Below are 25,691 nucleotides of genomic sequence, written 5' to 3'. Positions count from 1 at the left end.
TTCTTTCGCATAACCGTCGCACCGCCGTTCTAGAGAACGCGCAGGCCGAATCCGGCCAGATGAAATGTCAGGAGTGATCCGATGAAATCCGCGAAACTCACTGTGTCGGCGCTGGCCGTGATCGCCGCCTCGGCCACGGCTGCGGCCGCCCGCGACCAGATCCAGATCTCGGGCTCGTCCACGGTGCTGCCCTATGCGACCATCGTTGCCGAAGCCTTTGGCGAGAACACCGACTTTCCGACCCCGGTGGTCGAATCGGGTGGTTCTTCGGCGGGGCTCAAGAAATTCTGCGAGGGCGTGGGCGAGAACACGATCGACATCGCCAATGCATCGCGTCCGATCAAGGACAGCGAAAAAGAGGCCTGCAAGGCCGCCGGCGTGACCGAGATCATGGAAGTGCGCATCGGTTACGACGGGATCGTCTTTGCCAGCGACATCTCGGGTAACGACTTCGCCTTTACCTCTGCGGATTGGTTCAACGCGCTGTCGGCTCAGGTGGTCAAGGACGGCAAGGTCGTCGCCAACCCCTACACCAAATGGAGCGAGATCCGCGCCGATCTGCCCGATCAGGAAATCCTTGCCTTTATCCCGGGCACCAAGCACGGCACCCGCGAAGTGTTCGAGGAAAAGGTCATCGCCGCGGGCTGCAAGGAATCGGGTGCGGCCGAGGTCTTTAACACCGAGCTTGGCGAAGAGGCCGGCGAACAAGCCTGTCTGAGCCTGCGCACCGATGGCAAATCGGTCGATATCGACGGCGACTATACCGAGACGCTGGCCCGTATCCAGTCGGCCAAGAATGGCATCGGCGTCTTTGGCCTGTCGTTTTATGAAAACAACACCGACAAGCTGAAAGTCGCGACCATCGGCGGCATCCAGCCCTCGACCGAAAGCATCGCCTCGGGTGAATATCCGGTGTCGCGTCCGCTGTATTTCTATCTCAAGAAACAGCACATCGGCACGGTCCCGGGGCTGAAGGAGTTCGCGGAATTCTTCGTCTCGGACGATCTCGCCGGTGCCGGGGGGCCGCTTGCCAGCTATGGGCTGGTCGCTGATCCCGAACTTGCCGCCACCCAAAAGGCGGTGGCTGATGAAGTGACCATCGCGCAGTAACGCGACCTCCGGGCGCGGGCAGACGGCCCGCGCCTTTCCGCTTTCCTGTCTTGAGGGCTATAGATGCCTGTCTCATGGACTTTGCTGATTGTCCTTGCCCTGGCGGCCGTCGGCTATGTCGTTACCCGTGCCCGTGCCATCGCGCAGGCTGGTGGCGATGTGCGGCGCCTTCATTCCCGACCCAGTTATCACGGCTGGCATGCGGCGCTGTTGACGGCGCTGCCGGCGCTGTTTCTGATCGCCATCTGGCGGTTTGTGCAGCCCTCGGCAGAGGTGACGCCACTGACACCGCTGGCGCTGCTGCTTGCAGCGGCCGGGCTGGCCTTTGCGCTTATCCGTACCGCACCCGGTTTTCGCGCCCGTAACGCAGTCGAAAGCATGGTCAAAGGGCTGCTGATCCTGTGCTCGATCATCGCCATTCTGACCACCGCAGGCATCGTATTTTCGATGCTGTTCGAGACAGGGCATTTCTTCCAGAAATATTCCTGGCAGGACTTTTTCTTTGGCACCACCTGGTCGCCCAAATTCGGCGGAGGCTCACAGCTGGGCATCCTGCCGCTGTTGTGGGGGACGATCTACATTTCGCTGATCGCACTGGCCGTCTCGGTCCCGATTGGGCTTTTTGCGGCGATCTATATGTCGGAATACGCCTCTGTACGGCTGCGCAGCGTCGCCAAGCCGGCAATCGAGGTGCTCGCCGGTATTCCGACCATTGTTTACGGTCTCTTTGCCCTGATCACGGTTGGCCCGGCGCTGCGTGACTGGTTCGCCCAGCCGATGGGGTTGGGCAGTTCCGCCTCATCGGTGATGACGGCGGGCCTTGTCATGGGGATCATGCTGATCCCCTTTGTCAGCTCGCTTTCCGATGACATCATCAATGCCGTACCGCAAAGCCTGCGTGACGGCGCGCTTGGTCTGGGCTCGACCCAGTCCGAAACGGTGCGCAAGGTGGTTCTGCCTGCTGCGCTGCCCGGTATCGTGGGCGCGGTCCTGCTGGCCGCCTCGCGCGCTATTGGCGAGACGATGATCGTCGTTCTTGGGGCAGGGGCTGCGGCGCGCATGGACCTGAACCCGTTCGAGGCCATGACCACCATCACGGTCAAGATTGTCAGCCAGCTGACCGGCGACAACGACTTTGCTGCGCCCGAAACGCTTGTCGCCTTTGCACTGGGTCTGACGCTGTTTGTCACCACGCTGGTTCTGAACATTGTCGCCCTTTACGTCGTGCGCAAATACCGGGAGCAATACGAATGAGCGACGCTACCATTGAAGGGACGCCCCGCGCGACCCAGCCCAAGTCCTCGCTTTTGGTTGCTGATCCGCACACGCGCCGGCGCCACGCAGCCGAGGCCCGCTTCCGCGCCTATGGTCTGGGCGCCATTGTGATCTCGATGGTCATGCTGGTGGTGCTGCTGTTCACCATCCTGACCGGCGGTATCGGGGCATTTCGCCAGACCTATCTGGAGATCCCGGTCACGCTGGAGGACGCCCAGCTTGCCAAGAACGGCAACCGTGACCCTGCGGATCTGCGCAAGGTCCTGACCCTGACCTATGGCAAGCTTTTGCAGCAATCGCTGGAAAAGGTGGTTGCCGATAAGGGCATCGCAATTGCCGATCTGTCGGCCAAGGATCTGTCGGGCCTGATCTCGAAAGAGGCTCCGGCGCGGCTGCGCGATCAGGTGCTGGCGAACCCCGATCTGATCGGCCAGACCATCACTGCCCGCGTGCTGGTGAACGGGCGGATCGACGGCTATTACAAGGGCCGTGTCACGATGGACAGCGCGCTGCGCGACGCCAATACCTCGCCCGCGCAGCTGCAACTTGCCGATGCGCTGAAGGCACAGGGGATGCTGGCGACCAAATGGAACTGGTCGTTCCTGACCAGCCCGGACGCCTCGGACCAACGGCCCGAGGCTGCGGGTGTCGGTATCGCCATTCTCGGGTCGCTTTACATGATGCTGGTGGTGCTGGTGCTTGCGGTGCCGATTGGCGTCGCTGCCTCGATCTATCTTGAGGAATTCGCGCCCAAGAACCGCTGGACCGACATTATCGAGGTGAATATCTCGAACCTTGCAGCGGTGCCGTCGATCGTCTTTGGTATCCTTGGCCTTGCCGCCTTCATCAATTTTGGGGGCCTGCCGCAATCGGCACCCATCGTCGGCGGCCTGGTGCTGACTCTGATGACCTTGCCGACCATAATTATCGCTACCCGCGCCGCCCTTAAGGCAGTGCCGCCTTCGATCCGCGATGCGGCGCTGGGGGTCGGGGCTTCGCGGATGCAGTCCGTTTTTCACCATGTCCTGCCGCTTGCCATGCCGGGTATCCTGACCGGCACCATCATCGGCATGGCGCAGGCTTTGGGCGAGACCGCGCCGCTGCTGCTGATTGGCATGGTGGCTTTCGTCAAGAACTTCCCCTCGGCCCCGCCCGAAGGGCTGTTCGAACCCGCCTCGGCCCTGCCGGTGCAGGTCTATAACTGGACCCAGCGCGCCGACCCCGCCTTTATCGAGCGGGCCTCGGGGGCAATCATCGTGCTGCTGGTGTTCCTGCTTTGCATGAACGTGCTGGCCATTCTCCTGCGCCGCAGATTCGAGCGCCGGTGGTAAACTCGGGAAGGAGCCCCGATATGAACGACATGACACTTCTGGAGCGCAGCGTGGAGCAGACAGAAATCAAGATTTCGGCGCAGGACGTGCAGGTCTGGTACGGCGAAAAGCATGCGATCAAGGATGTTAACGTCGACCTGCTGGATAAGACCGTGACCGCCTTTATCGGTCCTTCGGGTTGCGGAAAATCAACCTTCCTGCGCTGTCTGAATCGTATGAACGACACGATCGAAAGCTGTCGTGTCGGCGGACGGATTGCGCTTGATGGCGAGGATATCTACGACCGCCGCGTCGATCCGGTGCAGTTGCGCGCACGCGTCGGAATGGTGTTTCAAAAACCGAACCCCTTTCCGAAATCTATCTATGACAATGTCGCTTATGGACCGCGTATCCACGGGCTTGCCCGCAACCGCGCCGAACTGGACGAAATTGTCGAAAAATCGCTGCGCGGCGCGGCGCTGTGGAATGAGGTCAAGGACCGTCTGGGCGAACCGGGCACCGGTCTGTCGGGTGGCCAGCAACAGCGGCTTTGCATTGCGCGGGCTGTTGCGACCCAGCCAGAGGTCCTGCTGATGGATGAGCCCTGTTCGGCACTGGACCCCATCGCCACCAGCCAGGTCGAGGAGCTGATCGACCAGCTGCGGGCCGAATTTTCGGTGGTGATCGTCACCCATTCGATGCAGCAGGCTGCGCGCGTCAGTCAAAAGACGGCCTTCTTCCATCTCGGCAATCTGGTGGAATACGGCAACACCGACGACATTTTTACCAATCCCCGCGACCCGCGGACGGAAAGCTACATTTCGGGCCGCATCGGCTGAGCCGGAAGGGAACTGACATGAATAACGAACGCCATATCCTGTCCGCCTTTGACCGCGATCTGGAAACCGTCCAGGCTTTGGTGGTCAAGATGGGCGGCATGGTCGAAAGCGCCATCCATGATTCGGCCATCGCGCTGGAGGCCCGTGACGGCGAACTGGCCGACGACATCCGCCGCCGCGACAAGGCCATCGATGAGCTTGAGTTGCAGATCAACGAAGAGGCGGCTCGTCTGATCGCGCTGCGCGCGCCGCGGGCTACTGATCTGCGCACGGTGCTGTCGGTGATCAAGATCTCGGCCATTCTTGAACGCGTTGGCGATTACGCCAAAAACATCGCAAAACGCAGCGATGTTCTGGCCGAGATGCCGGAGATCGAGGGGGCCGGCATGGCGCTGCGCCGCATGTCCGCCACGGTCGAGGCGATGATGAAGGACGCTCTGGACAGCTATATCCAGCGCGACGTTGCGCTGGCCGCCGACGTGCGCAAGCGCGATCTGGAGGTGGATCAGATGTATAACGCGCTGTTTCGCGAGTTCCTGACCCATATGATGGAGGATCCGCGTAACATCACCGCCTGCATGCATCTGCATTTCATCGCCAAGAACATCGAACGCATGGGCGACCACGCCACCGGCATTGCCGAGCAGGTGATCTATCTTGCCACTGGTGAGCTGCCCGATGATCCGCGTCCCAAGGGCGAAAGCGTTCCGCGAATTGGGGGGGCTTGATACATGGCACAGACGCAACCCTGTGTCCTGGTTGTTGAGGACGAAGGCGCGCAGCGCGAAGTGCTGAAATACAACCTTGAAGCCGAAGGTTTTGGCGTCGTGCTGGCCGAAAACGGGGATGAGGCGATGCTGCTTATCGCCGAGGAACAGCCCGACCTGATCGTTCTGGACTGGATGTTGCCCAATGTCAGCGGCATCGAGGTTTGCCGCCGGGTCAAGGCCGACCCCGTGACGCGTCAGATCCCGATCATCATGCTGTCCGCCCGTTCCGAAGAGGTGGATCGTGTGCGCGGGCTTGAGACCGGCGCCGACGACTATGTGGTCAAGCCATATTCGGTGGTCGAACTTATGGCGCGGCTGCGCACCCAGCTGCGTCGCACCCGCCCGGCCTCGATGGGCGAAAGGCTGACTTTTGGCGACATCATCCTTGATGCGGGGGAACATCGCGTGTTCCGCGCCGGCCAGCCCCTGCATCTGGGACCGACCGAATTCCGCCTGTTGTCCACGCTGATGGAAAAGCCGGGTCGGGTCTGGTCGCGAGAACAGCTTCTTGACCGGGTTTGGGGGCGCGATATCTATGTCGACACCCGCACCATTGATGTCCATGTTGGCCGCCTGCGCAAGGCGCTGATGGCCAACGGCGGCGACAATCCCGTACGTACGGTGCGCGGCACCGGCTATTCGCTGGGCTGATCTGTCAGTCCGGGCTTGCCGGGGGGGGGGATGCAGGCCGCGGCGTTTCACCGCGGCCTTTTTTTGCTTCCACCCGCTTCGGTCGATGCAGGTGGGGGGCTCCAGCCTTGCGTTAACGTTGTGCAAGCAGGTCGGTGATCCGTCGTACGGCGACGCGGCGGTTCTGACGCTCAGCCTTGGTGGTCGGGATCAACAGGAACTGTTCACCATAGCCCTGCACGACCATGTTTTCAGGCGGGACTTCAAAATATTCAGTCAGCGCCAGCGCCACTGATTCTGCCCGCCGGTCCGACAACGCAAGGTTAGCCGCATCCGAACCGATTGCGTCGGTATAGCCCTCGATCAGATAAATCTCGCGCGGGTTCTGACCGATACTGTCACGAATCACCTTGCCCAAGGCTGCCAGCTCTTGTGCCTGATCGGGCGTGATCGCCGCCGACCCGGTGTCAAAGGTGATCTGGGGCAGGTTCACCGGTGCGACCAGGGCCCGGACCTCGGGGATGTCGCGGACCTGGCTAAGGCTGAACCGGCGATCCACTGATGCCTCGCGATATAGCGCCTCGCGCAAGGCCGCCTCATCCAGACGGTCATGGTTGATGCGCACTGGTGGCGGGGCAGGCAGGGTCGAGATCTGAACCGGTTGTGCCTCGGTATCGTCGATCAGCCGGGTCTCTGTCCCGTCGGTGGCCAACAGCGTGCGGCGCAGGATATTCATATCCGCGTCCCGAATGGTGACGACACGGCTGCCATCGGCGCGCAGGACCGTGGTCCGGGTAGACCCGTCATCGAAAGTCTCGGTGCGCACGTTCGAACCGGGCTGATAGAGCAGGGCGTTGTCATCCTTGATCACCTGCTGGCTGCCGTCAGGTAGTGTGACCACCACCCGGTCCCCGGTGTTCAGGGCCACCTGCCGGTCGTTCGACAGCATCTTGCCGACAGCAAAACCGGCCGCACCCGCCAGCAACAGTTTGGCGATGTCATTGTCGTTATCATCGTCACGGGCTTCCTTGGGCTGTGGATCAGCTGGTTGAGCCTGCAGACCTTCGGCGACCGAGGTGGCAAAATCTTCGGCCGAGCTGCGCGCGTTATCCTTGGTGATCTGTACTTCCTGCGCCTCACCTTTGCCCGCCTCTTCCTCATCTCCGGCAGAGAGCGCGGTAGCCGTGGGCGGGGTGATTTTTTCGGCCGCACGCTGTGCCAGCGCATTCGGCTCGACCCTTGCTTCGGGTGCTTCGACCTCGGTTGTCTGCTCCGATGCCGGCTGATCTTTGCTGGCCTGGCTGGAGGGCTCTGCCTCTTTGGTGGTTTGGGCCTGTTCTTTCAGACGCTCCTCGAGCTCTTTTGCATTTGGCTGTTCTTCATCGTCAGCCGCTGCTTCTTTGGGACCGGTGCTGCTGCTATTCGTATCGGGCACCTGCTGTTGCAGGTGGTGCTCAAGCTCTGGTGTGTCCGGGGTGTCAGGGGAGGGGCTGTCGGCGGTCCGTTTAGGGGTCGGCCGTGGCTCTGCGGATTGATTTGGGTCAGGCGCTGACTGGCCGGCAGCCTCCGCGTTACTCTCGTTCGACGAAGAACCAGCGGGCGCGGTCTGTTGCACCGGCGCAGGTTCCAGTTGCGGTTCATCGTCTTGTTCAGACTGCTCTGCGGAGGTCTTGCTGGCGCTGTCGCCTTCAGTGGTTTCGGCGCTTGTTTCCTGCATCGCCCGCTCAGCCTTTATGGACGGCTTTGCATTCGGGGCGGGGTCAGCAGCAGTAACCGCTTCAGAATTATCCGGCTTTGGTTCGGGTTGAGCGCCCGTAATACCCTCTGCTGTCGCGGGAGCAGTCTCAGGCCGGGTGACGGGCTCTTGCGCCTGTACCACAGGCGGCTTGGGGGCGGGTTCCTTGGCCTGCGCATCCTCGGGCTGGTCCGCAGCAGCAGCCTCGCCCTGGGGCTGTTCGCTGGCTGCTTTGGTCGTATCCTCTGGCGCGGCTGTGCTCTCTGTCGGGGTGGCCTCCTGGACTTCTTCCGCAGCCTCTTGCGGCTCCGCGGGCTGGTCGTTGGAAAGGACGGCTTGCTCATCGGCCGTCGTATCCTGATCGTCCTGCGCTACCGCCAACTGCGGGGCGATCAGGGACAGGCAGGTCGCAAGGGCGGTTGTCGTTTTGTAAATGCGGCGCATGTCGGTCCTCTTCCGATGGTCGCGTGATCACCAGTCAACCACCGCTTGCTAAGCGGGGTTCCTGAACAAGCCCGTGACCGCCTTGTGATCGGAACAAGTCCGCCGGTCGTGCACGTCAGGCGTCACATCGGGCTAGCCTGCCGCCAGGCATGCGCTGGACGCGGCCAGAAAGCTCTAGCGCGAGAATCGCGGGGGCCAGAGCTGCGGCTGGCATGCCGAGATCGCGGATAAGCATATTTTCCTCGGTCGGGCTGGGTCCAAGGCGGGCGAGAATGCGGGCCTCCAGATCCACCGGGCCACCTGCGTCGCGCAGACGGTATGGCGCTGGCTTGTTGTGGGGCCGATGTCCGAGGCTGGCAAGGCGTTCTGCGACTGCGGCAGGTTGCAGGGCGCGTGCGCGTGTCATGACCGGGGCGGGTGCCGGCGTAGCTGGGGTAAAGCTGTGCTCGGCAGGTTCTGCCGGATTTTGCGCCGGGGCGCGGCGGTCATTGGTCTGCAAACCGGCCAGCACATCGGCCGAATTACGCACCAGCAGGGCGCCATCACGGATCAGGGTGTTACAGCCTGCGGCGCGCGCATCCATCGGATGGCCCGGCACTGCCATAACCTCGCGCCCCTGATCCAGCGCGCAGCGTGCTGTAATCAGGCTGCCCGAACGATGCGCAGCCTCGATCACCACCACGGCGCGCGCGAGGCCCGAGATGATGCGGTTGCGAGCCGGGAAGTGCCGCGCGACCGGCTCTATCCCCGGTGGCTGTTCGGTGATCAGCAACCCGGTTTCGCAGATTGCCTCGGCCAGGGCGGTGTTTTCGCCAGGATAGATCTTGTCGATTCCCCCCGCCATGACCGCGATGGTGCCGCGATGCAAAGCTGCCTCATGCGCGATGGTATCGATTCCGCGAGCGAGCCCCGCAATGACCGCCGCCCCAGCCTGAGACAGCCCTGACGCGAGGCCGCGCGCCATGCGCAGCCCAAGCGATGAGGCGTTGCGGGCCCCGATCACTGCTACGGGCAGTCGATCCAGCACGGACATATCGCCGCGTAACCACAGTACAGGCGGTGCCTCGGCGATCTCGCGCAGCAGCGCGGGATATTCCGGGTCATCCCAGGTCAGCAATCGGGCGCCAAGTCGCTGGCCTGCCGCAATCTCGGCCTCAGCGACCGAGGCGGGGCAGGGGGCATAGTCCTGCATTCCTGCCGCGCGGGCGATGCCCGGCAGAGCGGCAAGCGCTGCCTCGGCACTACCATGTTCGGCAAGCAATCGGTGAAAGGTAGCAGGCCCGACCCTGCGCGAACGGATCAGGCGCAGCGCTGCAAGTGCTCCCCCCCGCTGTATCAACGGGGTTCGGTGGTGGTCGAAAGAATGCGATCTTGCCAACATGTCCCATGCCTCTGCCTAATCCGCAGGACAGGTCATGGCATGGCAATCGTTAAGAATGCGTTAGCCGGCAAAAAGTTTTTCACGGCCTGCGAAAATGGCTCAGGCTGCCGAACCGCCGATGGTCAGCCCGCCGAGGCGCAGCGTGGGCAGGCCGACACCGACCGGAACCCATTGCCCCTGCTTGCCGCAGTTGCCGATTCCGGGGTCCAGCGACAGGTCGTTTCCGATTGCGCGGATCTGCTGCAGCGCGGTTGCGCCGTCCCCGATCAGGGTGGCCCCACGGATCGGATCCCCGACCTGACCATTCTTTACCCGATAGGCCTCGGTACAGGAAAAGACGAACTTTCCGTTGGTGATGTCAACCTGACCGCCACCGAAGCCGACAGCGTAGATCCCGTCCTCAAGCCCCGCAAGAATCGAGGCCGGATCCTCGCTTCCTGCCAGCATGAAAGTATTGGTCATGCGCGGCATCGGTGCATGGGCATAGCTCTGGCGGCGGCCGTTGCCGGTCGGCGAGACGCCCATCAGACGGGCGTTCTGGCGGTCCTGCATATAGCCGACCAGAATCCCGTCCTCGATCAGAACGTTGCGGCCGGGGGGCGTGCCCTCGTCATCGACAGAGATCGAGCCGCGGCGGTCAGGAATAGTGCCGTCATCAACAACCGTAACCCCTGGCGCAGCGATGCGCTGACCCATCAGCCCTGCAAAGGCCGAATGCCCCTTGCGGTTGAAATCACCTTCAAGTCCGTGCCCTACGGCCTCGTGCAGCAGGATGCCCGGCCAGCCGGGGCCAAGCACCACATCCATTACGCCCGCGGGCGCGGGGATCGAACGTAGATTGACCAGTGCGATCCGCAGCGCCTCGCGCACCAGCCCCTGCCAGTGTTCGGGCGCGACAAGGCCGGCAAGTCCGATACGCCCCCCGCCCCCCGCCGTTCCCGACTCGCGCCGCGCGTTCGATTCGACGATGACCGAGACATTCAGCCGAGCCATCGGTCGGGTATCGGTGGCAAGCCCACCTTCGGGGCGCAGGATGGCCACCTCTTGCACCGAGGTCGCAATGCTGGCCGAAACCTGCACCACGCGCGGGTCCAGCCCACGTGCAAAGGCATCAATTTCGCGCAAAAGGGCGACGCGGGAAGCAAAGGGCACGTCCTCGGCCGGGTCGATGGCAGCATAAAGCGGCCGGATCTCACCCCCGGGCGGCAGGGCAAGAGAGCCCCCGCCAGAGCCGACCGCCAGGCGCACCGTCTCGGCCGCTTTTTTCAGTGCGATTTCATTGATTTCCGTCGAATGGGCATAACCGGTTACATCACCGCGCACGGCGCGCAGGCCAAAGCCCTGTTCGGCGTCATAGCTTGCGGTGCGCAGCCGGCCATCATCATAGACCAGTGCCTCGGAACGTGACCGCTCAAGGAAAAGCTCGCCATCATCGGCACCGGCCAAGGCATCGCGCAGTACACGCAGGGCGCGATCCTGATCCAGATGCGTCTGAAAGGGGGAAAACGAAGCGTCTGCCATGAAACCTGTCCTTGCCTGGAAGCCCGGCCTAGGGGTTTTTTGGTCGGAAGTCGATAGGTATGGCTTGCCCGCCGAGGGAAGATATGGTTGTGGTGCAGCACCGATATGTCGGCGGCTATGAGACCCATGGCCTGCCGGCGGCATGATAGGCAACGGGATGGGATGATGGCAATTGCGACGATGTGCCGCGCGCGGGCGGCGGTGACGGGCCTTGGAGTTGCGACGATGACGGCCGTTCCGGCCATGGCGCAAGAAGTGCTGGGCGAACTGCCCGTAATCGGCAAGCCGGTGAACGGCGCGATGGGCTTCCAGCCGGCTTCGAGCCCGCTGGCGCATGACCAGCAGTGGCTGGATCATTTTGTGCTTTACATCATCGCGGCCGTGACGGTGTTTGTCTGCCTTTTGCTGCTGTACTGCATCGTTCGCTTCAACCGTCGGATGAATCCGGTACCTGCGCGCTTTACGCATAACACTCCGGTCGAGGTGATCTGGACGCTGGTTCCGGTGCTGATCCTGGTTGCGATTGGCGCTTATTCGCTGCCGATCCTGTTTCGCAGCCAAGAGATGCCGAATGACCCCGATCTGGTGATCAAGGCGATCGGGCACCAGTGGTACTGGTCTTATGAATATCCGAATGACGGCGTAGCTTTTGATGCGCTGCTGCTGGAAAAAGACGCGCTGGCCGACGCTGGCTACTCTGAAGACGAATATCTTCTGGCTACCGACAACCCGGTGGTTGTGCCGGTCGGCAAGAAGGTTCTGGTGCAGGTCACCGCAACCGACGTGATTCACAGCTGGACCATTCCGGCCTTTGCCGTAAAGCAGGACGCCGTTCCGGGCCGTATCGCGCAGCTGTGGTTCGAAGTCGACAAAGAAGGCGTCTATTTCGGTCAGTGCTCAGAACTTTGCGGCATCAACCATGCCTATATGCCCATCGTCGTGAAGGCAGTCAGCCAGGAGAAATACGACGCCTGGCTTGCTGGCGCGAAAGAAGAATTCGCCGCCGACGCTTCGGATTACCTGCCGGCCAGCCCGATTCAGCTGGCTTCGGCCGAATAAGGTCGGGCCGTGGCCAATATCAACGCATATGAGGGGCCGGCCGACGCGGGCTTTGGCGATTATGTTGCGCTGCTGAAGCCGCGTGTCATGTCGCTGGTGGTGTTCACGGCCTTTGTCGGGCTGTGGATCGCACCGCAGCCGGTCAACCCGTTCGTCGCTTTCTGCGCGGTGCTGTTCATCGCGCTGGGGGGCGGGGCCTCGGGCGCCCTCAATATGTGGTATGACGCCGATATCGACGCCGTGATGCGCCGGACTGCGGGCCGTCCTGTGCCCGCAGGCCGGGTCACCCCGCAAGAGGCGCTGGGTCTTGGCATCGCGCTGTCGGGCCTTTCGGTGATGATGCTGGGTCTGGCCGCAAACTGGTTTGCAGCGGGCTTTCTGGCCTTCACCATCTTTTTCTATGCGGTGATCTATACGATCTGGCTGAAACGCTCGACCCCGCAGAACATCGTCATTGGTGGCGCGGCGGGGGCTTTCCCTCCGATGATCGGCTGGGCCTGCGCAACCGGGGGCATCAGCATCGAATCGCTGCTGATGTTTGCACTGATCTTCTTTTGGACGCCGCCGCATTTCTGGGCGCTGGCGCTCTTTATGAATGACGACTATTCCAAGGCCGGCGTGCCGATGCTGACGGTGACCCATGGCCGCAAGGTCACGCGCCGCCACATCTTTGCCTATACGCTGGTGCTGGCGCCGTTCGCGATCTGGCTGGGGTTCACCTCGGTCGGCGGGCCGCTTTATCTGGCGGTGTCGGTGGTGCTGAACGCGCTCTTTATCCTTGGTGGATGGCGTATCCTGTGCCGTGACGAAGAGCAGGCGCAGGCCGACGGCTATCGTGTCGAAAAGCGCTATTTCCGGCTTTCACTCTATTACACTTTCCTGCATTTCCTCGCGCTTCTTTTGCAACATTGGGTCGGGGGATGGTGATGCTGCAGCGGGTTGAACACGAATTGCACAGGCGCCGTCGCAGCCGCAACATCGGTCTGCTGGTGGTGCTTCTGGCCTTTGTCGTACTGGTTTTTGGCCTGTCGGTGGTCAAAATTACCCAGGGCGATATGATGCAAGGCTACGATCACCGTCCGCGCGCTTCGATGCTGCCCCGGGACCCGAACCCGCCAGCGCCGAACGCAGGCCCGGTGGCCGCGCCCGGAACTCCGGCCGCAGCCGGCGGGCCGGACGCAGCCGCAGGAGGTCAGCCATGAGCGGGCAGGAAAAACGGTCAAACGGGCGCACGGTCGCGATCCTTTTGGGGGTTGCGGTGCTGATGGGCGCGCTGTCCTGGGCGGCGGTGCCGTTTTATTCCTGGTTCTGCCGGGTAACAGGCTTTGCCGGCACGACCAACGTTGCCGAGGCCGCTTCGGATACTGTGCTTGAGGAAAAGATCCGCGTGCGCTTTGATGCCAACGTGGACCCGAACCTTGGCTGGACGTTCCGCCCGATGCAGCGCGAAATGGAGCTGCGCATAGGCGAGAATGCTCTGGCCTTCTACGAGGCGGTCAACAACACCGACGAGCCCATTACCGGGACGGCGAGCTATAACGTTGCGCCGGATGCCGCGGGCTATTTCTTTAACAAGATTGACTGCTTCTGCTTTACCGAGCAGACCTTGCAGCCGGGTGAGCGGGTCGAGATGCCGGTCAGCTTCTTTGTTGACGCTGATCTGGTCAATGACCGCGATGCGGGACGCATCCGCGACATCACCCTGTCCTACACCTTCCACCGGACCGGTCCTCCGGCACCGCAGCAAGCGGCGCTGGACCACGAGACGGAACCGACCGTAAACTGAGCAACACGAACCAGCAACAGCCGGGAACGCAGCCATGGCCCATGTAAAGAACCACGATTATCAGATCCTGCCGCCATCCATCTGGCCCCTCCTTGGTGCTGTCGGCGCCTTCGTGATGCTGAGCGGCGCCGTGATGTGGATGAAAAGCGGGGGGCCGTGGCTCTTCCTGATCGGTCTGGCGGCCGTGCTTTACGTCATGTTCGGCTGGTGGTCTGACGTCGTGCGCGAGGGCGAGTCGGGCGAACATACCCCGGTCGTGCGCATCGGCCTGCAATACGGCTTTATCCTTTTCATCATGTCCGAGGTGATGTTCTTCGTCGCCTGGTTCTGGGCCTTTATCAAAAATGCCCTGTATCCGATGGGACCGGACAGCCCGCTGAAGGATGGCGTCTGGCCACCGGAAGGTATCACCACCTTTGATCCCTGGCACCTGCCGCTGATCAACACGCTGATCCTGCTGCTGTCAGGTGTTGCAGTGACCTGGGCCCACCATGCGTTTGTCCATGACGGCGACCGCAAGACCACGATCAACGGTCTGATCGTCGCGGTGATCCTTGGCGTCTGCTTTACCGGCCTGCAGGCTTATGAATACAGCCACGCTGCCTTTGGTATGGCCGACACCGTGTATGCTGGTGCCTTTTTCATGGCGACCGGCTTTCACGGTGCTCACGTCATCATCGGCACGATCTTCCTGTTTGTCTGCCTGATCCGGCTGCTGCGCGGCCAGATGACCCAGCAGCAGCACGTCGGGTTCGAGGCCGCTGCCTGGTACTGGCACTTTGTCGACGTGGTCTGGCTGTTCCTCTTTGTCGTGATCTACATCTGGGGCCGCTGATACCCTGAGACATCTTCACGGCGCGGGGCAAAAGTTCCCGCGCCGTTTGCATTGGAGGCCCGCCATGCGCCGCTATCTGTTCCCGCTGATCATCGGCGTGATCGGCTGTGCCATCCTGATCTCGCTGGGTGTTTGGCAACTGCATCGCCTTGAGTGGAAACAGGGATTGCTGAGCGAAATCGAGGCCCGCATCGGGGGTGCGCCTGTGCCGTTGCCGGAGGCGATTGATCCCTCGATGAAATACCTGCCTGTGCTGGTTTCGGGCGAAACGACTGGCGAAGAGATTGACGTTCTGTCCGGTACCCGCGAGCTGGGCGGCGGCTATCAGGTTATTTCGGGCTTTGTCACCGATGATGGCCGGCGGATCCTGCTGGATCGCGGCTTTGTTGATCAGGACCATCGCCGCGATCCGCGCCCGCCCGTGCGGCTGGAGGTGGCAGGCAATCTGCACTGGCCCGAGGAAAAAGGCAGTGCCACGCCCGAACCAAACCTTGACGAAAATATCTGGTTTGCCCGCGATGTCCCCGCCATGGCTGCCAAGCTTGGGACCGAACCGGTCCTTGTCGTGGCGTCCGAGACGCGGGGGGACGATCAGGGCGTTCAGCCGATTCCGGTCGCGGTCGCGGGCATTCCGAACAATCACCTGAGCTATGCGATGCAATGGTTCATGATTGCCGCGGTCTGGGCAGGGATGACAGTGGCGCTGATCTGGCGTATCAGGCAGCGGAAATTCTAGGGGGACGCGATGCGTTACGTTTCGACCCGGGGGCGGGCTCCGGTCTTGGACTTCGAGCAGGCGATGATGACCGGTCTGGCCCGGGACGGAGGGTTGTATCTGCCCGAGACCATCCCGACCTTCTCGGCAGAAGAGATCGCCAGCCTCGAAGGCCTGCCCTATGAAGAGGTTGCCCGGCGCGTCATCACCCCCTTTGTCGGTGACAGTTTCAGCGACGCCGACCTGCGCGATGCCATCGCCCGCGCCTATCAGGGGTTTGACCATATCGCCCGCGCCCCGCTGGTTCAGCTTGCGCCCGGCCATCACCTGCTGGAGCTGTTCCACGGTCCGACCCTGGCCTTCAAGGACTTTGCGATGCAGCTGATCGGCCAGCTTTTCCAGCTGGCACTGGCGCATTCCGGGCAGAGGATCACCATTCTTGGTGCGACTTCGGGCGATACCGGCTCGGCCGCGATCGAGGCGTTCCGGGGGCTTTCGAATGTCGATGTGTTCATCATGTACCCGCATGGCCGGGTCAGCGAGGTGCAGCGCCGTCAGATGTCGACCCCTGCGGATGCCAATGTCCATGCACTGGCGGTAGAGGGCACGTTTGACGACTGTCAGGCGCGGCTGAAGGATCTGTTCAATGACCACGAGTTCCGCGACACGGTGGGCCTTGCGGGTGTGAACTCGATCAACTGGGCGCGGGTGCTGGCGCAGATCGTCTATTACTTCGCTGCCGCTGTCAGCCTTGGCGCACCGGCACGGGCGGTGGATTTCACCGTACCGACCGGGAATTTCGGCGACATTTTCGCGGGCTCTATCGCCCGGGCTATGGGGCTGCCGATTGGCAAGCTGGTGATCGCCACCAATCAGAACGACATTCTGCATCGTGCGCTGACCAGTGGGGAATATCGTGTCGGCACCGTCGAGCCTTCGATCAGTCCGTCGATGGATATTCAGGTCAGTTCGAACTTTGAACGTGCGCTGTGGCTGGCCTATGGCCGCGACGGCAATGCCCTTTCGGCCCTGATGGAAGAGCTGAAATCCGGCGGTTTCACCATCAGCCAAGGTGCGCTTGAGGCGCTGCGTGAAACCTATATCTCGGGCCGCGTTTCCGAGGCCGAGACTACGGCGATGATAGCCACCATCCGCGAGGAAACCGGCGAGGTGATCTGCCCCCATACTGCGGTTGCGGTGAAGGTGGCGCGTGCACATCTGCGCGCGGGTGTGCCGATGGTCAGTCTTTCGACCGCGCATCCGGCGAAATTCCCCGATGCGGTTGAGGCCGCGACCGGCATCCGGCCGCCCCTGCCGTCGCGTATGGCCGACCTCTTTAAACGCGACGAACGCATCACGCGTATTGCAAACGACGCCGAGGCGATTAAATCGCTGATTCTTGAACGGAGAACAGCGTGAACCAAATCCGCATCAGCACTCTGCCGAACGGTCTGCGTGTCGTAAGCCGCAATATGCCGGGGCTGCACTCTGCCGCCATCGGTATCTGGGTCAACGCAGGCTGCCGGGATGAGCGGGCCGAACAGAACGGCATTGCCCATTTCCTTGAACATATGGCGTTCAAGGGCACGGCCCGCCGCAGCGCCTTGGAGATCGTCGAGTCGATCGAAAACGTGGGCGGTTATATCAACGCCTATACCTCGCGCGACGTCACCTCTTATTACGCGCGCGTATTGGCAGGGGATGTCGAACTGGCGCTGGATGTCATCTCGGACATCGTGCTGAACCCGGTCTTTGACCAGCGCGAGATCGAGGTTGAGCGGGGCGTGATCCTGCAAGAGATCGGCCAGTCGCTCGACACGCCCGATGATGTGATCTTTGACTGGCTGCAAGAGGCGGCCTATCCAGACCAGCCCATGGGGCGCACCATCCTTGGTCCGGCCGAACGCGTCAGCCATTTTGGCCGTGAGGATCTGTCGGGCTTTATTGGCGAACACTACGGGCCTGAACGGATGATCGTCGCCGCTGCAGGTGCGGTGGATCATGACCGTATCTTACGTCAGGTCGAGGCGATTTTTGGCCATCTGCCGAGCCGCGCCCTGACCCAGCGCGAACCCGCCCGCTGGCAAGGTGCCGAGGCGCGGCGTGTGCGTGACCTGGAGCAGGCCCATTTCGCGCTGGCCTTTGAGGGACCGGGCTATCAGGCGGCCGATTTCTATGCTGCGCAAATCTGGACTTCGGTGCTTGGGGGCGGAATGTCCTCGCGCCTGTTCCAGAAACTGCGCGAAGAGCGTGGGCTTTGCTATTCGATCTTTGCCCAGTCCGGTTTCCATGACGACACCGGCATGGTCACGATCTATGCCGGCACCTCGGGCGAGCAGATAGCCGATCTGGCAGAACTGACCGTCGATGAGTTAAAGCGTTCGGCCGAGGATATGACCGCCGCCGAGGTTGCGCGGGCGCGCGCCCAGCTGAAAGCCGGGTTGCTGATGGGGCTTGAAAGCCCGACCGGTCAGGCCGAGCGGATGGCGCGTTCCCTGGCGATCTGGGGCAGGGTGCCCGATCCGGCCGAGGTGGCCGAGCGGATTGATGCCGTGACGGTGGGCGATATCCGCGCCCATGCCGAGCGGCTGATCACCCATGCACGCCCGGCGCTTGCGCTTTACGGCCCCGTCTCGGCTGCGCCGTCGCGCGAGGTGCTGGCAGAAAGGCTCGCCGCCTGATGTTCTCGCGCCGCCGTCCGCCGCGTCTGGAAACCGAGCGGATGGTGCTGCGCCTGCCGGCGCATGCCGATTTCGGACCTTGGGTGGCGCTGCGCGTCGAAAGCCGTGCCTTTCTCACCCCGTGGGAGCCGGTCTGGGCGCCTGATCATCTTAGCAAGCGCAGCTTTACCAATCGCGTCTATTGGGCGCAGCGGGCCAGCCGCAACGGCTCGGCGCTGCCACTCTTCCTGATCCGCAGGGACGGGACGCTTTTGGGTGCGATCACGCTGGACAATATCCGTCGTGGACCGGCGCAATCAGCGGCCATCGGCTATTGGATCGGCCAGCCCTTTGCCCGGCAGGGCTATATGCTTGAGGCGATTGGCGCGGTCGTGCGCTACGCATTTGGCGAGATGGATCTTAGCCGTATCGAGGCCGCTTGCCTGCCCGAGAACTCGCCCTCTCGCGGGGTGCTGGAGCGTTCGGGCTTTAAGTATGAGGGCGTTGCGCAAAGCTATCTGCAGATCAACGGGCGTTGGCGCAATCACGTGCTTTACGCCAACCTGCGCCACGACCGGCGCGGCAAGACCGAGGTGCGCTGATGCTGAACCCCGCTGATGAAGCTTTGGCCGCCTGCCTGCCCGAAGGCGTCCTGCGCGAGGTGACACCTGCCTATCTGGAAGAGCCGCGCGGCCGCTGGCAAGGCCAGGCCGGTCTGGTTGCCGCGCCCCGCAACACCGCTGAGGTTGCTGCTATTGTTCGCGCCTGTGCCGAGGCCCGCGTTGCCATTGTCCCGCGCGGTGGCGGCACCGGCCTTGTCGGGGGGCAGGTCATGCCCGATGCACCGCCACCGCTGATCCTGTCGCTTGAGCGGATGACGGCGCTGCGGGCGGTGTTTCCCGAAGAAAATGTGCTGGTGGCCGAAGCAGGCATGACCCTGCAAGCCGTGCGCGACGCGGCTGAGGCAGCAGGACGGCTTTTCCCGCTATCGCTTGCCAGTCAGGGTACGGCGGCGATTGGCGGCTGCCTTGCGACCAATGCGGGGGGCGTTACTGCGCTGCGCTACGGCACGGCGCGCGCGCTGTGCCTGGGGATCGAGGCGGTGCTGCCCGATGGCTCGATCGTCCGTGATCTGAAGCGGCTGCGCAAGGATAACACCGGTTACGATATCCGCGACCTTCTGATCGGGGCCGAGGGGACGCTGGGCATCATTACCGCAGCCAGTCTGAGGCTGGTGGTGCCGCCGCCGGGGATCGGCACGGCGATGCTGCAGGTCCCGTCACCCGAGGCGGCGCTGACGCTTTTGTCGCTGGCCGAGGGGCGCATGGCCGGGGGTGTGACCGCCTTTGAACTGATCGGCGGGCAGGGGCTGGCCTTTCTGGCCGAGGTTCTGCCAGAGATCCGCCAGCCCCTGCCGGGCGCTGAATGGTCAGTGCTGATCGAGGTTGGCCTGCCCGAAGGCCTTGCCCCTGAAGCGGCGCTTGAGGCTTTGCTGGTCGACGCGATGGAGCGCGGTTTGGTCACCGATGGGGTGATTGCGCAGTCTGGCGCTCAGGCGGCGGGCTTTTGGCATCTGCGCGAACATATCCCCGAGGCGAACCGCCGTATCGGCGCGGTCGCCAGCCACGACATCAGCCTGCCCCTGTCCGAAGTCGCCGGTTTCATTCGCAATGCTGGCGAGGCCCTTGCGGATGAGGGGCTGCGGATCAACTGCTTTGGCCATCTTGGTGACGGCAACCTGCATTATAATCTTTTCCCCGCGCCGGGCCGCAGCCGCGCCGATTACGACGACCGGCGCAAGGCCCTGTCGCAGCGCGTTCATCAGATGGTGGTGGATCGGGGGGGCTCATTCTCGGCCGAACATGGCGTCGGGCGGCTCAAGGTCAGCGATCTGGAACGTTGGGGCGATCCGGTGCGGCTTGCCGCGATGCGGGCGATCAAGGCGACGCTAGACCCCTTGGGGATCATGAATCCGGGGGCGGTGCTTTCAGCAGGGGCGTAAGTTTTGCCCGCAGATGCTCCAGATAGGCTGACAGCCGTGGTGGCATAAAAGGCTGTGGCAGGTAAAGCGCCTGAATATCCAGCCGGGGGCGCTGATAATCGGCCATCAGCCGTTCAAGCCGCCCTTCGGCCACGTCATGCGCCACGACAAAGCTGGGGATCAGCGCGATCCCCTCACCTGTCAACACCAGCTCGCGCACTGCCTGCGCGCTGTTTACAGTGATCTGACCGGGCAGGGGGACACTGATCACCTTGCCTTCGACCAGAAAGGCGGCACGCCCGGGGTTCTGGGCATTGCTGTCCCGGATACAGACATGATCGCGCAGCGCCTCGGGGTGGGTTGGGCGCGGGCGGCTGGCCAGATAGGCGGGACTGGCGACCACCCATGCCTCGGCCTGACCGACGCGGCGCGAGATCAGGCTGGAGTCAGGCAATTGCCCGATACGCAGCGCCAGATCAAACCCTTCGGCTGCCAGATCGACGTAACGATCACTTAGATGCAGGTCGATATTCAACGCCGGATGGGCGTGGGTAAAATCGCGGGTCAGCACGGTCACGAACATCTCGCCAAAGGTGACCGGAGCGGTCACGCGCAGCCGGCCGGTCAGCGCCCCTTCCTCGGCGCTGGCCTGTCCGTCCAGCTCCTCGACGGCGGCAAGCACGCGGCGGGCTGCGGCCAGATAGCGCTCTCCGGCCGGGGTCAGCGACAGTGATCGCGTGGTGCGGTTAAGCAGCGTCACCCCCTGCTGCCCCTCCAGCGCGGCGACATATTTGCTGACCAGCTTGTTCGAAATCCCCAGCCGCGCCCCCGCCCGGGTGAATGAACCGGCATCGACCACCGCGACAAAGGCACGGATGCCGTCGATCTTGTCCATATGTGTCCCCGCTGTGGCGATAATGTTTCCATAAATATGGCCGTTTTTGCGACAATTTCCAGATGCTATCTGGGCAGCAAGGAACGTATCCAAGGAAACGCAAAAATGACCGACTTTATCCACGGCGGCGCGGCCACGGCCGAGCGCAACGCCGACATTGCCGCTTTCATCCTGCGGGTCTCGACCGGGGTCTGGTTTCTGGTTCACGGGTTGACCAAGCTGTTCGTTTTCACCCCCGCGGGCACCGCCGGCTATTTTGAATCGATCGGCCTGCCGGGCCTGCTTGGCTATCTGACCATGCTGGCCGAGATTCTGGGTGGTCTGGCGCTGATCGGCGGTATCTTCACCCGCATCATCGCGCTGGTGATGGCTGCCCTGCTGCTTGGCGCGGCGTGGTTCGGTCATGGCTCGGCCGGTTTCTCGTTCAGCAACCCGGGTGGTGGCTGGGAATATCCGGTGCTTTGGGCCATCACCATGGTCGCGCTGTCGCTGCTGGGTGATGGGGTGTGGTCGCTGGGCCGTCGCCGCTGATCTACAGGCGAAACGATCCTGCACAGGCCGGCCCTTGGGCCGGCCTTTCCTTGCATGCATGGCTGGATTGATTTGTCACTGTCGCGCTTTGTCCCTAATCATCCCGTCACGATCAGGGAGGCTGTCATGACCCAGGACTATCTTGGCCGCATTCGTCACAAGGGGCTGCTGGACCGCGTGGTCAGTGCCGAACAGGCGGCAAGCCTGATCCGTGACGGAATGGTGCTGGGCATGTCGGGCTTTACCCGCGCGGGCGAGGCTAAGGCTGTGCCCATGGCGCTGGCCGAACGCGCCAAGGCCGAGCCGCTGAAAGTGACGCTGATGACCGGTGCGTCGCTTGGCAATGACCTGGACAAGACGCTGGCCGAGGCAAAAGTCCTGTCCCGCCGCATTCCCTTTATGTCCGACCCGGGTCTGCGCCGCGCGATCAATACCGGTGAGGTCATGTATGTTGATCAGCACCTCTCGGAAACGGTCGAGCAGCTGCGTACCTGTCAGTTGCCCCCGGTCGATATCGCCATTGTCGAGGCCGTCGCGATTACCGAAAGCGGTGGCATCGTGCCCACCACTTCGGTCGGGAACTCGGCCAGTTTCGCCTTGCTTGCTGAAAAGGTGATCGTCGAGATCAACCTTAGCCAGTCCGAGGCGCTGGAGGGGCTGCATGACATCTATATCCCGACCTACCGGCCCAGCCGCACCCCGATTCCGGTCGTGACGCCCGAAAGCCGTGTCGGATTTCCCTTCATCCCGGTGCCGTCCGACCGTATCGCGGCCATCGTGATTTCGACCAAGCTTGACTCCTCTTCGACCATACATGACCCGGATGACGAGACGCGCGCCATCGCCGGTCACCTGACCGAATTTCTGAAAAACGAGGTCGCGCAATCCCGGCTGCCTGGCCACCTGCATCCGTTGCAGGCTGGTATTGGGACAATCGCGAATGCGGTCCTGCATGGGTTCATCGACAGCCCGTTCCATGATCTGACGATGTATAGCGAGGTCTTGCAGGACTCGACCTTTGACCTGATGGATGCGGGCAAGATGGTTTTTGCCTCGGGATCGTCGATCACATTGTCTGCGCCGAAATACCGTGACGTGATGGGGCGCTTCCATGAATTCAAACCCCGGTTGGTGTTGCGCCCGCAAGAGATTTCGAACCACCCCGAGGTCGTCCGCCGCCTTGGCCTGATTTGCATCAATACCGCGCTTGAGTTCGACATTTATGGCAACGTGAACTCGACCCATGTAATGGGGACGCAAATGATGAATGGCATCGGTGGCTCGGGCGATTTCGCGCGCAACGCTTTCCTGTCGGTCTTTGTCACCAAATCGACGGCCAGGGGCGGGAATGTCTCATCTGTGGTGCCCATGGTCTCGCATGTCGATCATAGCGAACATGATGTGGATATTCTGGTGACCGAGCAGGGGCTTGCGGATCTGCGCGGCCTTGCACCGCGTGAACGGGCGCGGGTGATCCTGCAAAACTGCGTGGCCCCCGAATGGCGCGACGGGCTTGAGGACTATTACGCCCGGGCGCTGGCGCGCGGTGGTCATACCCCCCATGTGATCGAAGAGGCACTCAGCTGGCACGACCGCTTGCGCCGTACTGGCAGCATGAAGCCCGAATGAAAAATGCCCCGCCAGAACGGCGGGGCATTTTCTGATCGGGGCCCTGTCCCTGCTGGTTTGCAGAGGGCGACTACCTTACCAGGCCGGGATCACCGCGCCCTGATATCTCTCTTCGATGAATTTCTTCACCGCCGGGTCGTGATAGGCTTCGACCAGTTGCTTGGCCCAGGGCGCTTCTTCATCGCCTTTGCGGACCACGATGATGTTGGCATAGGGGCTGTCCGCCTTTTCCATGGCGATGGCGTCCTCATTGGGGTTCAGCCCGGCGTCCAGTGCATAGTTGGTGTTGATGATGGCGATCTCGACATCGGCCAGCGCGCGGGGCAGTTGGGCGGCGTCAAGCTCCATGAACTTCAGGTTCTTGGGGTTCTCGGTCACGTCCAGAGGCGAGGGGGTCAGGCCAGTACCGTCGGCCAGTTTGATCACGCCCTTGTCCTGCAAAAGCAGCAATGCGCGACCGCCGTTGGTCGGGTCGTTCGGGATCGCGACCTGCGCGCCTTCGGCCAGCTCGTCCAGCGACTTCAGCTTTTCGGAATAGGCGCCCATCGGGGTGGTGATGGTCTTGCCGATCGCGACCAGATCAAAGCCGCGGTCCTTGATCTGGTTGTCCAGATAGGGCTGGTGCTGGAAGCTGTTGGCCTGCAGATCGCCATCGGCCAGCGCCTGGTTCGGCACGACGTAATCGGTGAATTCGATGATGTCGATGGTCAGGCCCTTGGCCTCGGCGATCTTGGCGACCTCTTCCATGATCTCGCCATGTTCGCCGGGGGAAACGCCGACCTTGATTTCTTCGGCCACGGCCATGGCGGCCGAAAGGGCCAGCGCCGAAGTCAGGGCGGCAAGGCGGAAAATGCGCATTGGATGTCCTTTCAGGTTATCGGCCCCGGTTGCGGGGGGCACGTTTGTCGAAACGGGAGGCGATCCATTCGCCGACGGATTGCACCAGTTGCACCAGCACGATCAGGATGATCACGACGGTCAGCATCACCTCGGGCATGAAACGCTGATAGCCGTAGCGGATGCCCAGATCGCCCAGACCTTTGCCGCCGACCGCGCCGACCATGGCCGAATAGCCAATCAGGCTGACCACGGCGAGGGTAAGCCCCAGGATGATGCCGGGCAGTGCCTCGGGGATCAGGACCTTGCGAATGATCTGGACCGGGGTTGCGCCCATGGCGCGCGCGGCCTCGATCAGGCCGGCATCGATTTCGCGGATGGCGGTCTCGATCAGGCGGGCGATAAAAGGCGCGGCGGCAATGGTCAGCGGCACGATGGAGGCAGTGGTGCCGATTGAAGTGCCGGCGATCAATTGCGTCAGCGGAGTGATCGCCACCACCAGGATGATAAAGGGGGTTGAGCGTGCGGCGTTGACGATCAGCCCCAGCAGAGAGTTCAGCCATGGCGCAGACAGCAACTCGCCCCGGCGCGAGGTGGCCAGAAACACCCCCAGCGGCAGGCCGATCAGCGTGCCGATCAGCGTGGACGTGGTCACCATGTAAAGCGTCTGCAGCGTTGCCTGCCACAGAATGGGGATCAGGTTAGCCGACATAGCCAAGCACCTCGGTCAGCAGGCCGTGTTCTTCCAGAAAGCGGCGCGATTCCTCCAGCCGCGGGGCAGGCAGGGCAACGATCAGGCTGCCAAAGGGTTTGGTCCCGATCTCTTCGATGGCTCCGGCAAGGATGTTGACGCTGACGCCCCGCTCTGAGGTCAGCCGCGCCAGCATCGGGTCAGTGGCATGGTTGCCGATAAAGGTGATCTGGACCACCGCTTCGGCTGTCGGAGAGGGCGGGGTCTCTTGCATGCGATGGGCGACAAACTGCGGTACCGCTACGCCCGTTACACCGGTCAGGAACGAGCGCGTGGTCGGATGAGCAGGTTTCGAAAAGACCTCATAGGTATCTCCGGCCTCGACGATGCGGCCGGCCTCGATCACCGCGACCTGAGTGCAGATATCGCGCACCACCGCCATTTCATGGGTGATAAGCAGGATGGTCAGACCCAGTTCACGGTTGATGCTGTGCAGCAGCTCAAGCACCTGCCGCGTCGTGTCAGGGTCCAGCGCCGAGGTCGCCTCGTCCGACAACAGGACGCGCGGCCCGGTCGCAAGCGCCCGGGCGATCCCGACCCGCTGTTTCTGCCCGCCCGAAAGTTCGGCCGGATAACGGTCGGCCTGCTCGGTCAGGCCGACGCGCTCGATCAGCTCGGTGACGCGGGGGGCGATCTTACCGCTGTCCTCGCCCGCGATCTCCAGCGGCAGGGCGATGTTCTCGGCCACAGTACGGCTGGCGAGCAGGTTGAAGTGCTGAAAGATCATGCCAACCTCGCGCCGGATGCGGCGCAGGCTGGCGGTCGAGGCCGCGCCTACATCGTGGTCGTTCACGATCACCTTGCCGGTGCTGGGGCGCTCAAGCCCATTCACCATGCGCAACAGCGTCGATTTCCCGGCCCCGGAACGGCCGATGATGCCGGTGATTGCGCCTTTCGGTACGTCCAGCCAGATGTCGTGCAGGGCCACCACTTCGCTATCGCCCTTTTGCGGATAGCGGCGCGTCACGCCCTGAAAGGAAATTGCCGGCTCTGTCAT

General features: G+C 62.6%; 25 protein-coding genes. 18 read left to right on the top strand and 7 right to left on the bottom strand.

The features are described from left to right. Window positions 1-81: 81 nt before the first annotated feature. The 6 genes from PARACOCCUSGL_RS0102015 (at window position 82) to phoB (ending at window position 5,955) form a co-directional block, all read left to right on the top strand. Window positions 82-1,110, top strand: coding sequence for a substrate-binding domain-containing protein (locus PARACOCCUSGL_RS0102015; RefSeq protein ID WP_010392518.1), 1,029 nt, complete (start codon window positions 82-84; stop codon window positions 1,108-1,110). 63 nt (window positions 1,111-1,173) lie between these two features. Next, window positions 1,174-2,364 carry a phosphate ABC transporter permease subunit PstC gene (gene pstC, locus PARACOCCUSGL_RS0102010; protein ID WP_010392517.1) on the top strand — a complete coding sequence of 397 codons (1,191 nt, stop codon included), beginning with the start codon at window positions 1,174-1,176 and terminating at the stop codon, window positions 2,362-2,364. Continuing rightward, window positions 2,361-3,716: a phosphate ABC transporter permease PstA gene (pstA, locus tag PARACOCCUSGL_RS0102005; protein WP_010392515.1), complete on the top strand. Its 1,356-nt coding sequence runs from the start codon at window positions 2,361-2,363 to the stop codon at window positions 3,714-3,716. The genes pstC and pstA overlap by 4 nt, the downstream gene beginning before the upstream one ends. A 20-nt stretch (window positions 3,717-3,736) precedes the next feature. Next, window positions 3,737-4,534 (top strand): phosphate ABC transporter ATP-binding protein PstB, encoded by a 798-nt coding sequence (gene pstB, locus PARACOCCUSGL_RS0102000; protein WP_010392514.1) that lies wholly within the window; start codon window positions 3,737-3,739, stop codon window positions 4,532-4,534. 17 nt (window positions 4,535-4,551) lie between these two features. Next, the gene (gene phoU, locus PARACOCCUSGL_RS0101995; RefSeq protein ID WP_010392513.1) at window positions 4,552-5,262 is read left to right on the top strand and encodes a phosphate signaling complex protein PhoU; all 711 of its coding nucleotides are present in this window, start codon (window positions 4,552-4,554) and stop codon (window positions 5,260-5,262) included. Window positions 5,263-5,265: 3 nt separating this feature from the next. Further along, the gene (phoB, locus tag PARACOCCUSGL_RS0101990) at window positions 5,266-5,955 is read left to right on the top strand and encodes a phosphate regulon transcriptional regulator PhoB (protein WP_010392512.1); all 690 of its coding nucleotides are present in this window, start codon (window positions 5,266-5,268) and stop codon (window positions 5,953-5,955) included. A gap of 112 nt (window positions 5,956-6,067) precedes the next feature. Here phoB and PARACOCCUSGL_RS22645 read toward each other — a convergent pair whose 3' ends face one another. From PARACOCCUSGL_RS22645 to tldD, 3 genes are all read right to left on the bottom strand, one after another. Further along, complete coding sequence (locus tag PARACOCCUSGL_RS22645) at window positions 6,068-8,113, bottom strand: OmpA family protein (RefSeq protein WP_010392511.1); 2,046 nt, start codon at window positions 8,111-8,113, stop codon at window positions 6,068-6,070. A gap of 115 nt (window positions 8,114-8,228) precedes the next feature. Next, the gene (gene dprA / locus PARACOCCUSGL_RS0101980; protein ID WP_029371315.1) at window positions 8,229-9,494 is read right to left on the bottom strand and encodes a DNA-processing protein DprA; all 1,266 of its coding nucleotides are present in this window, start codon (window positions 9,492-9,494) and stop codon (window positions 8,229-8,231) included. Between the two features lie 99 nt (window positions 9,495-9,593). Then, entirely contained in the window at window positions 9,594-11,015 is a 1,422-nt protein-coding gene (gene tldD / locus PARACOCCUSGL_RS0101975; RefSeq protein ID WP_010392509.1) for a metalloprotease TldD, read from the bottom strand. 162 nt (window positions 11,016-11,177) lie between these two features. Here tldD and coxB point away from each other — a divergent pair, with 162 nt between their 5' ends. The 10 genes from coxB (at window position 11,178) to PARACOCCUSGL_RS0101925 (ending at window position 20,072) form a co-directional block, all read left to right on the top strand. Continuing rightward, a complete protein-coding gene (gene coxB / locus PARACOCCUSGL_RS0101970) occupies window positions 11,178-12,074 on the top strand; it encodes a cytochrome c oxidase subunit II (protein WP_010392508.1) in 897 nt (298 codons plus the stop codon). A 9-nt stretch (window positions 12,075-12,083) separates the two neighbouring features. Next, window positions 12,084-13,001 carry a heme o synthase gene (gene cyoE, locus PARACOCCUSGL_RS0101965; RefSeq protein WP_010392507.1) on the top strand — a complete coding sequence of 306 codons (918 nt, stop codon included), beginning with the start codon at window positions 12,084-12,086 and terminating at the stop codon, window positions 12,999-13,001. Then, a complete protein-coding gene (locus PARACOCCUSGL_RS0101960) occupies window positions 13,001-13,276 on the top strand; it encodes a hypothetical protein (RefSeq protein ID WP_010392506.1) in 276 nt (91 codons plus the stop codon). The genes cyoE and PARACOCCUSGL_RS0101960 overlap by 1 nt, the downstream gene beginning before the upstream one ends. Next, window positions 13,273-13,860, top strand: coding sequence for a cytochrome c oxidase assembly protein (locus PARACOCCUSGL_RS0101955; protein WP_010392505.1), 588 nt, complete (start codon window positions 13,273-13,275; stop codon window positions 13,858-13,860). The genes PARACOCCUSGL_RS0101960 and PARACOCCUSGL_RS0101955 overlap by 4 nt, the downstream gene beginning before the upstream one ends. Window positions 13,861-13,894: 34 nt before the next feature. After that, entirely contained in the window at window positions 13,895-14,695 is an 801-nt protein-coding gene (locus tag PARACOCCUSGL_RS0101950; protein WP_010392504.1) for a cytochrome c oxidase subunit 3, read from the top strand. A 64-nt stretch (window positions 14,696-14,759) separates the two neighbouring features. Next, window positions 14,760-15,431 (top strand): SURF1 family protein, encoded by a 672-nt coding sequence (locus PARACOCCUSGL_RS0101945; RefSeq protein ID WP_010392503.1) that lies wholly within the window; start codon window positions 14,760-14,762, stop codon window positions 15,429-15,431. 9 nt (window positions 15,432-15,440) lie between these two features. Next, the gene (thrC, locus tag PARACOCCUSGL_RS0101940) at window positions 15,441-16,829 is read left to right on the top strand and encodes a threonine synthase (protein WP_010392502.1); all 1,389 of its coding nucleotides are present in this window, start codon (window positions 15,441-15,443) and stop codon (window positions 16,827-16,829) included. Further along, the gene (locus PARACOCCUSGL_RS0101935) at window positions 16,826-18,091 is read left to right on the top strand and encodes a pitrilysin family protein (RefSeq protein ID WP_010392501.1); all 1,266 of its coding nucleotides are present in this window, start codon (window positions 16,826-16,828) and stop codon (window positions 18,089-18,091) included. The genes thrC and PARACOCCUSGL_RS0101935 overlap by 4 nt, the downstream gene beginning before the upstream one ends. Next, the gene (locus PARACOCCUSGL_RS0101930) at window positions 18,091-18,672 is read left to right on the top strand and encodes a GNAT family N-acetyltransferase (protein ID WP_010392499.1); all 582 of its coding nucleotides are present in this window, start codon (window positions 18,091-18,093) and stop codon (window positions 18,670-18,672) included. The genes PARACOCCUSGL_RS0101935 and PARACOCCUSGL_RS0101930 overlap by 1 nt, the downstream gene beginning before the upstream one ends. Beyond that, complete coding sequence (locus PARACOCCUSGL_RS0101925) at window positions 18,672-20,072, top strand: FAD-binding oxidoreductase (protein ID WP_010392498.1); 1,401 nt, start codon at window positions 18,672-18,674, stop codon at window positions 20,070-20,072. The genes PARACOCCUSGL_RS0101930 and PARACOCCUSGL_RS0101925 overlap by 1 nt, the downstream gene beginning before the upstream one ends. Here PARACOCCUSGL_RS0101925 and PARACOCCUSGL_RS0101920 read toward each other — a convergent pair. Continuing rightward, a complete protein-coding gene (locus PARACOCCUSGL_RS0101920; RefSeq protein ID WP_010392497.1) occupies window positions 20,035-20,946 on the bottom strand; it encodes a LysR family transcriptional regulator in 912 nt (303 codons plus the stop codon). The two genes, PARACOCCUSGL_RS0101925 and PARACOCCUSGL_RS0101920, sit on opposite strands and share 38 nt — an antisense overlap. Before the next feature lie 105 nt (window positions 20,947-21,051). Between PARACOCCUSGL_RS0101920 and PARACOCCUSGL_RS0101915 the strand changes: the two genes are divergently transcribed. Together PARACOCCUSGL_RS0101915 and PARACOCCUSGL_RS0101910 are read left to right on the top strand one after the other, a co-directional pair. Next, window positions 21,052-21,477 (top strand): DoxX family protein, encoded by a 426-nt coding sequence (locus PARACOCCUSGL_RS0101915; protein ID WP_010392496.1) that lies wholly within the window; start codon window positions 21,052-21,054, stop codon window positions 21,475-21,477. Window positions 21,478-21,603: 126 nt separating this feature from the next. After that, window positions 21,604-23,106 carry an acetyl-CoA hydrolase/transferase family protein gene (locus PARACOCCUSGL_RS0101910; protein ID WP_010392494.1) on the top strand — a complete coding sequence of 501 codons (1,503 nt, stop codon included), beginning with the start codon at window positions 21,604-21,606 and terminating at the stop codon, window positions 23,104-23,106. Between the two features lie 75 nt (window positions 23,107-23,181). Here the strand turns inward: PARACOCCUSGL_RS0101910 and PARACOCCUSGL_RS0101905 are convergent, their stop codons facing one another. The 3 genes from PARACOCCUSGL_RS0101905 to PARACOCCUSGL_RS0101895 are packed head-to-tail and all read right to left on the bottom strand — an operon-like array spanning window position 23,182 to window position 25,691. Then, window positions 23,182-23,964, bottom strand: coding sequence for a MetQ/NlpA family ABC transporter substrate-binding protein (locus PARACOCCUSGL_RS0101905; RefSeq protein WP_010392492.1), 783 nt, complete (start codon window positions 23,962-23,964; stop codon window positions 23,182-23,184). A 16-nt stretch (window positions 23,965-23,980) separates the two neighbouring features. Next, window positions 23,981-24,655 (bottom strand): methionine ABC transporter permease, encoded by a 675-nt coding sequence (locus PARACOCCUSGL_RS0101900; RefSeq protein WP_010392490.1) that lies wholly within the window; start codon window positions 24,653-24,655, stop codon window positions 23,981-23,983. Then, entirely contained in the window at window positions 24,645-25,691 is a 1,047-nt protein-coding gene (locus PARACOCCUSGL_RS0101895; RefSeq protein WP_010392488.1) for a methionine ABC transporter ATP-binding protein, read from the bottom strand. The genes PARACOCCUSGL_RS0101900 and PARACOCCUSGL_RS0101895 overlap by 11 nt, the downstream gene beginning before the upstream one ends.

The sequence above is a fragment of the Paracoccus sp. TRP genome (assembly GCF_000185925.1).
Lineage (GTDB): Bacteria > Pseudomonadota > Alphaproteobacteria > Rhodobacterales > Rhodobacteraceae > Paracoccus > Paracoccus kondratievae.
Note: the sequence above shows the minus strand (reverse complement) of the source record. Positions and strands in the feature narration are given on the sequence as shown.

Excerpts from the sequence above, each read along its gene's own strand:
- PARACOCCUSGL_RS0102015 (WP_010392518.1), top strand. The coding sequence starts at position 82 with ATGAAATCCGCGAAACTCACTGTGTCGGCGCTGGCCGTGATCGCCGCC.
- pstC (WP_010392517.1), top strand. The coding sequence starts at position 1,174 with ATGCCTGTCTCATGGACTTTGCTGATTGTCCTTGCCCTGGCGGCCGTC.
- pstA (WP_010392515.1), top strand. The coding sequence starts at position 2,361 with ATGAGCGACGCTACCATTGAAGGGACGCCCCGCGCGACCCAGCCCAAG.
- pstB (WP_010392514.1), top strand. The coding sequence starts at position 3,737 with ATGAACGACATGACACTTCTGGAGCGCAGCGTGGAGCAGACAGAAATC.
- phoU (WP_010392513.1), top strand. The coding sequence starts at position 4,552 with ATGAATAACGAACGCCATATCCTGTCCGCCTTTGACCGCGATCTGGAA.
- phoB (WP_010392512.1), top strand. The coding sequence starts at position 5,266 with ATGGCACAGACGCAACCCTGTGTCCTGGTTGTTGAGGACGAAGGCGCG.
- PARACOCCUSGL_RS22645 (WP_010392511.1), bottom strand. The coding sequence starts at position 8,113 with ATGCGCCGCATTTACAAAACGACAACCGCCCTTGCGACCTGCCTGTCC.
- dprA (WP_029371315.1), bottom strand. The coding sequence starts at position 9,494 with ATGTTGGCAAGATCGCATTCTTTCGACCACCACCGAACCCCGTTGATA.
- tldD (WP_010392509.1), bottom strand. The coding sequence starts at position 11,015 with ATGGCAGACGCTTCGTTTTCCCCCTTTCAGACGCATCTGGATCAGGAT.
- coxB (WP_010392508.1), top strand. The coding sequence starts at position 11,178 with ATGATGGCAATTGCGACGATGTGCCGCGCGCGGGCGGCGGTGACGGGC.
- PARACOCCUSGL_RS0101960 (WP_010392506.1), top strand. The coding sequence starts at position 13,001 with ATGCTGCAGCGGGTTGAACACGAATTGCACAGGCGCCGTCGCAGCCGC.
- PARACOCCUSGL_RS0101955 (WP_010392505.1), top strand. The coding sequence starts at position 13,273 with ATGAGCGGGCAGGAAAAACGGTCAAACGGGCGCACGGTCGCGATCCTT.
- PARACOCCUSGL_RS0101950 (WP_010392504.1), top strand. The coding sequence starts at position 13,895 with ATGGCCCATGTAAAGAACCACGATTATCAGATCCTGCCGCCATCCATC.
- PARACOCCUSGL_RS0101945 (WP_010392503.1), top strand. The coding sequence starts at position 14,760 with ATGCGCCGCTATCTGTTCCCGCTGATCATCGGCGTGATCGGCTGTGCC.
- thrC (WP_010392502.1), top strand. The coding sequence starts at position 15,441 with ATGCGTTACGTTTCGACCCGGGGGCGGGCTCCGGTCTTGGACTTCGAG.
- PARACOCCUSGL_RS0101930 (WP_010392499.1), top strand. The coding sequence starts at position 18,091 with ATGTTCTCGCGCCGCCGTCCGCCGCGTCTGGAAACCGAGCGGATGGTG.
- PARACOCCUSGL_RS0101925 (WP_010392498.1), top strand. The coding sequence starts at position 18,672 with ATGCTGAACCCCGCTGATGAAGCTTTGGCCGCCTGCCTGCCCGAAGGC.
- PARACOCCUSGL_RS0101920 (WP_010392497.1), bottom strand. The coding sequence starts at position 20,946 with ATGGACAAGATCGACGGCATCCGTGCCTTTGTCGCGGTGGTCGATGCC.
- PARACOCCUSGL_RS0101915 (WP_010392496.1), top strand. The coding sequence starts at position 21,052 with ATGACCGACTTTATCCACGGCGGCGCGGCCACGGCCGAGCGCAACGCC.
- PARACOCCUSGL_RS0101910 (WP_010392494.1), top strand. The coding sequence starts at position 21,604 with ATGACCCAGGACTATCTTGGCCGCATTCGTCACAAGGGGCTGCTGGAC.
- PARACOCCUSGL_RS0101905 (WP_010392492.1), bottom strand. The coding sequence starts at position 23,964 with ATGCGCATTTTCCGCCTTGCCGCCCTGACTTCGGCGCTGGCCCTTTCG.
- PARACOCCUSGL_RS0101900 (WP_010392490.1), bottom strand. The coding sequence starts at position 24,655 with ATGTCGGCTAACCTGATCCCCATTCTGTGGCAGGCAACGCTGCAGACG.
- PARACOCCUSGL_RS0101895 (WP_010392488.1), bottom strand. The coding sequence starts at position 25,691 with ATGACAGAGCCGGCAATTTCCTTTCAGGGCGTGACGCGCCGCTATCCG.